Here is a 5,212-nt window from a genome sequence, read left to right on the forward strand (position 1 = left end):
GCCGAAGCCGCACTCTGGTGCAAGGCGAACATGACCAAGCCGATCGTGGGCTTCATCGCCGGAGTCACCGCGCCGGCCGGCAAGCGCATGGGCCACGCCGGGGCGCTGATCTCGGGTGGTGCGGACACGGCGGACGCCAAGCTCGCCATCATGGAAGAGTGCGGCTTCACCGTCACCCGCAACCCCTCCGAGATGGCCCGCCTGCTCAAGGCCCTGCTCAAGTAAGCACGCCGGTCGAAGCACGTCGCTCGACACGAGGCCACCGCGAGGTGGCCTTTTTCATTGCAGCGGCAACTCCGTGTTTCACCATTTGTGACACAGATCACAAATCACCACGGCGCGTGTATGCTGGCGCGCATGGTCAAGCTCATTGCACGTTGGTTTCTTCTGGCTGCCGCCCTGCTCCTGACGGCGCATTTCTACCCCGGTATCCAGGTGCAGGGTTATGGCGCGGCGCTGGTGGCGGCGCTGATCCTCGGCCTGCTGAACACGGTGCTGCGCCCGGTGCTGGTCGTGCTGACGCTGCCAGTGACGATCATCACGCTCGGGCTGTTCCTGTTCGTGGTGAACGCGATGGTGTTCTTCTGCGCGGCCTGGATGTTGCCGGGTCTGCAGGTCGCCGGCTTCGGTGCTGCGCTGATCGCCTCGCTGATCTACAGCCTCTGCGGCATGGTCATCGACACGGTGCTGGAGCGGGTGTTCGACGAGGGCTGAAGCCGCGCCACCGTCGGTCAGTCAGTCCCGCTGGCCGTTGCGCTCCTGCTCCATCTCGGTGCGGCGCTGCTGCTCGATCGCCTTCAGGCGCGACTCGATGATCACGCCGTCCATCGATTCCACGGCCCCCTTGCTGCGCGCCAGCCGCTGACCGGCGCGCAAGCGATCGACCGCTCCGGAGAGATCGCCCTGGGCAAACCGGGCCTCGGCATGGGCGCGCAGTGCCGCCAGCGACGCGCCCTGGCGCTCGTTCACCTGCGCCAGCGCCAGCCAGGCACCCGCATCGTCGGCGTGCAGCGCAACCCAGGTTTGCAAATCCTCGCGGGTGCGCGAGACCAAGGCCGTCTCGGACCCCGGCAGCGACGCCAGCCGGGCACCGAGCAGCAAACCCGCCCGCGAACCATCCAGCACACCGCTCGACAGCACCCGCGCCGCCTCGGCGGCCTGCCCACGCTCCAGCAGCGACTCGACCTGCATCACCTGCACCGCCCGCACCACCGACTCGCCCTGCGGTGTCGCCAGCGTCCGGGCACGGGCCAGTGCGGCATCCGCCACACGCCAATCCTTCAGCCGCATCGCCGCCACCGCAGCGGCGCACGCCGTGGCGAGGGCTTCCGGCGTCTGGGCTGCCGCCGCGGCCGTGGGCACGCCGCCGCCGGCCAGCCGCGTCAGCGTTTCCGTGCGGCTGTCCATCATGGCCCGGGCGCGGCCCTGCATCGTGGCGTGCAGCCACTGCGCCACCGACGGCGTCGTCTTGCGGCCCGAAGTGGTGCCAAGTCGGCCGCGTGCTTCGGCGATGCGCTCGCTGGTCAAGGGGTGCGAGCGCAGGTACGGGAACTGGCCCGAATCGTTCAGGCGCGAGGCAAATTGCAGCCGGTCGAACATGCCCGCCATGCCTTCCGGGGCATACCCCGCTCCGTCGAGCACCCCGAATCCCACCCGGTCGGCCTCGCGCTCCATGTCGCGCGAGAAGTTGAGCTGGCCCTGCACGGCCGCCGCCTGTCCGCCGACGATCACCGCGTTGGCCGCATCGGCGTTCTGGCTGCGCGACGCCGCCAGGATGCCCACGATCATCGACGCCACGCCCAGCATCGACTGGCGCCGGCTGCTGGCGATGTTGCGGGCGATGTGGCGCTGTGTGATGTGCGAGAGTTCGTGGGCAAGCACGGCGGCGAGTTCGTCCCGCGAGGCGGTCAGCGCGATCAGCCCGAGGTGAACGCCGACATAGCCGCCCGGCAGGGCAAAGGCGTTGATCGAGCGGTCCCGCACCAGGAAGGCCTGCAGCGCGAAGTGCGTGCGCTGGTCGTCGGAGAGATCGCCCCGCGATTGCGCGGCAGCGAGCAGCGGCTGCCAGAGGCTGTTCAGGTAATCCTGCAACAGCGCGTCATCGAGCCAGTCGGGATCGCGCCGGATCTCCCGCATGATGCGGTCGCCCAGCCGACGTTCGGCGCCGACGGTGAGGTCTTCCGCGGCGGAGTCGCCCAGCGATGGCAAGGACGATTGCGATTGCGCCTGCGCGGTCGGGGCCAGACCGAGCGAGACCGGCACAGCCACCAGCACCGAGGCCAGCACAGCGCCCCACACCGGCAAGCGCCGGGCACCACGTCGTCGAGGAGCAGAACAGGGAGCGCAGGGAGGGGTCATGACCAGCCCGCCAGGAGCGGGAGATGCAGCGGGGCTGCGTATGATGCCCGCACTGTGCTTCTCCTGTGTAAATCCCTGCTGAGCGGATCGGACCGATGAACTCTCCCCTGACCCACTTCGATGCCCACGGCCAGGCCCACATGGTCGATGTCGCCGCCAAGCGCGAGACCCACCGGGTCGCCACCGCCAGCGGCACGATCCGGATGCTGCCGGCCACGCTGGCCTTGATCGCCCAGGGCAACGCCCGGAAAGGTGACGTCATCGGCATCGCCCGCATCGCCGCGATCCAGGGCGCCAAGCGCACGTCCGACCTGATTCCGCTGTGCCACCCGCTGCCGATCACCAAGGTCGCCGTGGATTTCCAGATCGACGAAGCCGCGTCGGCGGTGCATTGCCAGGCCACGGTGGAAACGCTGGGCCGCACCGGCGTCGAGATGGAAGCACTGACGGCTGTGCAGGTCGGCCTGCTGACTATTTACGACATGTGCAAGGCCGCCGACCGCGGCATGACCATGACCGACGTGCGCCTGCTGGAGAAGCGCGGCGGCAAGTCGGGCGACTGGACCGCCGGCTGATCCAGCCGGATCAGCGCTTCGGGCGCAACGCTTCGGCGGGCAGCGCCGGATCGGGCAGGCACTGGAACGGCGTGGCGCTCGGTGCAGCGCCGGGTGCGTCGCAGAGGGCGAAGAAGTCCGCCGATGCCGGGTTGTGGAACTCGCGCAGCCGGGCTGCCACATGGCTCGCCTTGGCGATTTCACCGCGTGCCAGCAGCGCCCGCGCATAGGCGATCAGCAGCCGCGTGTCGGCCAGGTGGTAGAGCGGGCGCTCGAACTGGGCAAACACCTCCTCGGGCTTCGGCGCCATGGTCACCGACGCATAGTCGGCGTGGTGGCCCCACAGCACGCTGCGCTGCCCTTGGGCGATGCGCTCCGCCAGCGGGGCCGGCTCGCCCCAGGACAGCTCCGGCTCGAAGATGACCGCCACGCTGCCGTATTCCACCGTGGACCAGAGCGACCCGGCCAGCGCCAGCGCCCCGGTTGCGCACCAGACCGGACGCCAGGCACCCGCCAGGCGGGACAGGGTGGGCGCTGCCGCCGCATCCGCGTGGCGCACCGGTGCCAGGCCGGTCAACCAGCCGGCCAGCATCGCCGCCGGCAAGAGGAAGTAGACGTACCACAGCGGGTATTCAAGCAGGCTGTGCACGCCCACCATCACCAGCATGAACAGCGCCGTGCGGGCACCGCGGGCGGTGTCGTCGTCGGCCACCGTCAGCGCCGGGCGGGCCATCCAGAGCGCCGCCAGCGTGCAGCCGAGGATCACCAGCGCCATCGGCACACCCGACTCCACCGCGAGCTGCAGCACGACGTTGTGCGAGTGGTCGTAGAACGCCACCGGGCGCCCCGGAAACGGCGTCATTGACCAGATGAAGTTGTAGGCGCCGACGCCCACGCCGGTCCACGGATGGGCGCGAATCATGTCCCAGGTGTTCGCCCAGATCTTGCCGCGCGAGCTGCTCGGGTCGCCGTGCAGCGTTTTCTTGAGCTGGTCCTCGCCGTAGAACATCACCCCGTGGGCCGACAGCCATTGCTCCAGCCCCCACCAGCTCAGCGCGTAGAGCGGCAGCATCGCCAGCAGCAGCCCGCGCACCGGCTTGGGCAAACGCCGATCGACCAGTCCCCACAGCGCCAGCAGCACGACACCGACCGACCCGGTGCGCGAGGCGGTCAAGGCCACGCCGAACACCAGCGCGCTCAGCACCGCCGCCATCACCGCCAGTGGCTGGCGCTCGCGCACACCCAGCCACACGGCAGCCGCCGCCGACCACAGCAGCAGCGTGGCGAGCTGGTTCGGCTGGCGCATGTTGCCGATGGCGCGGCCGGCGATGGTGGGATAGGACACGAGACGGCCGTCGGCGAGTTCGGGGCGGAACACCTGCACCAGTCCGACCACGAGACTCAGCAACCCGGCCACCAGCAGCGCGGTCATCAGCGGGGCGGCCCAGTCGTCGAGGCGGCCGGCGCGGGTGGCGGCGGCGGTGGCGTGCATCAGCGCGCCCGCCAGCACCAGACAGGCGAGCGGCGCAAAGCGCTGGCCCCAAGGCGCGCTGGAGGTGAGCGTGGCCGCGACCAGCAGCGCCCCGGCGACCAGCAGCAGCTTTGTCGCCCTGGAAGCGGGTTGTGCCGCGAGGCTCGGCCGTGCCGTCAGCGCCCAGACCAGCAGCCACACGCCGCAGCCGCCGAAGGCCACTGCCTGGTTGAAGTAGGTCGAGGTGGGCGGCGCGCTGCCGGCGATCAGGAAGGGAAACGCTACCGCCAGCAGGGCCAGCGGCAGGAAGGAGACGGGGGGATGAGCGGGCGCGGTCATGGGTGCCCGATCATAGCGAGGCCACCGCACGGGCCGCTGAAACGACAAATGCGCCCGAAGGCGCATTGGCTGTGACGCTGACTGCCCGCGGGCAGTCAATCAGGCATCAAGAGCAGGTCTTGGGCTTGATCTTGGCATCCAGATCCGAGGTGCAGGGCCACGACGTCGTGTTGTTCTGCTGGAGCATGGTGTAGGTCAATTTCTTGCCCGCAATACCGGTGGCTACGTTAGTGGACTTAAACAGAACTTCAACCGTACACCCGCCCGTGCCATCTGCCGCAGACGTACCACCAGTGGTGATAGACGACACATACTTGCCTGTAATCAAGGCAGCGGTTGCAATTTGTCCAGCAGGAGCACTCTTATTGTCTGGGCAGGATTTGTCTTGAGAGAACGTGAATTCGACTTCCTTCTTGACGCCGTCTGCCAGCGTCGAGCCTTCGGCCGACTGCGCACGCGCGGTGTAGTCCTGATACGCCGGCAGCGCCAC

General features: G+C 69.0%; 5 protein-coding genes and 1 pseudogene. 3 read left to right on the plus strand and 3 right to left on the minus strand.

Annotation, left to right across the window (positions count from 1 at the left end; genetic code table 11):
• Window positions 1-225 (plus strand): annotated as a pseudogene (locus RMP06_RS14515) (succinate--CoA ligase subunit alpha); the annotation flags it as partial.
• A 132-nt stretch (window positions 226-357) separates the two neighbouring features.
• Window positions 358-714: a phage holin family protein gene (locus tag RMP06_RS14520; protein WP_310462497.1), complete on the plus strand. Its 357-nt coding sequence runs from the start codon at window positions 358-360 to the stop codon at window positions 712-714.
• A 21-nt stretch (window positions 715-735) separates the two neighbouring features.
• Here the strand turns inward: RMP06_RS14520 and RMP06_RS14525 are convergent, their stop codons facing one another.
• On the minus strand, window positions 736-2,298 hold the full coding sequence (locus RMP06_RS14525; protein WP_310462501.1) for a M48 family metalloprotease: 1,563 nt from the start codon (window positions 2,296-2,298) through the stop codon (window positions 736-738).
• A 155-nt stretch (window positions 2,299-2,453) separates the two neighbouring features.
• Between RMP06_RS14525 and moaC the strand changes: the two genes are divergently transcribed.
• Window positions 2,454-2,933, plus strand: a complete 480-nt coding sequence (gene moaC, locus RMP06_RS14530) for a cyclic pyranopterin monophosphate synthase MoaC (RefSeq protein ID WP_310462498.1) — start codon at window positions 2,454-2,456, stop codon at window positions 2,931-2,933.
• Between the two features lie 10 nt (window positions 2,934-2,943).
• On the opposite strand, the gene RMP06_RS14535 is transcribed toward moaC, so the two are convergent.
• A complete protein-coding gene (locus RMP06_RS14535; RefSeq protein ID WP_310462499.1) occupies window positions 2,944-4,722 on the minus strand; it encodes a PglL family O-oligosaccharyltransferase in 1,779 nt (592 codons plus the stop codon).
• 106 nt (window positions 4,723-4,828) lie between these two features.
• Window positions 4,829-5,212: pilin (locus RMP06_RS14540; protein ID WP_310462500.1), on the minus strand; the 384-nt coding region annotated here is incomplete at its 5' end.

The sequence above is a fragment of the Sphaerotilus sp. genome (assembly GCF_031429695.1).
Lineage (GTDB): Bacteria > Pseudomonadota > Gammaproteobacteria > Burkholderiales > Burkholderiaceae_C > Sphaerotilus.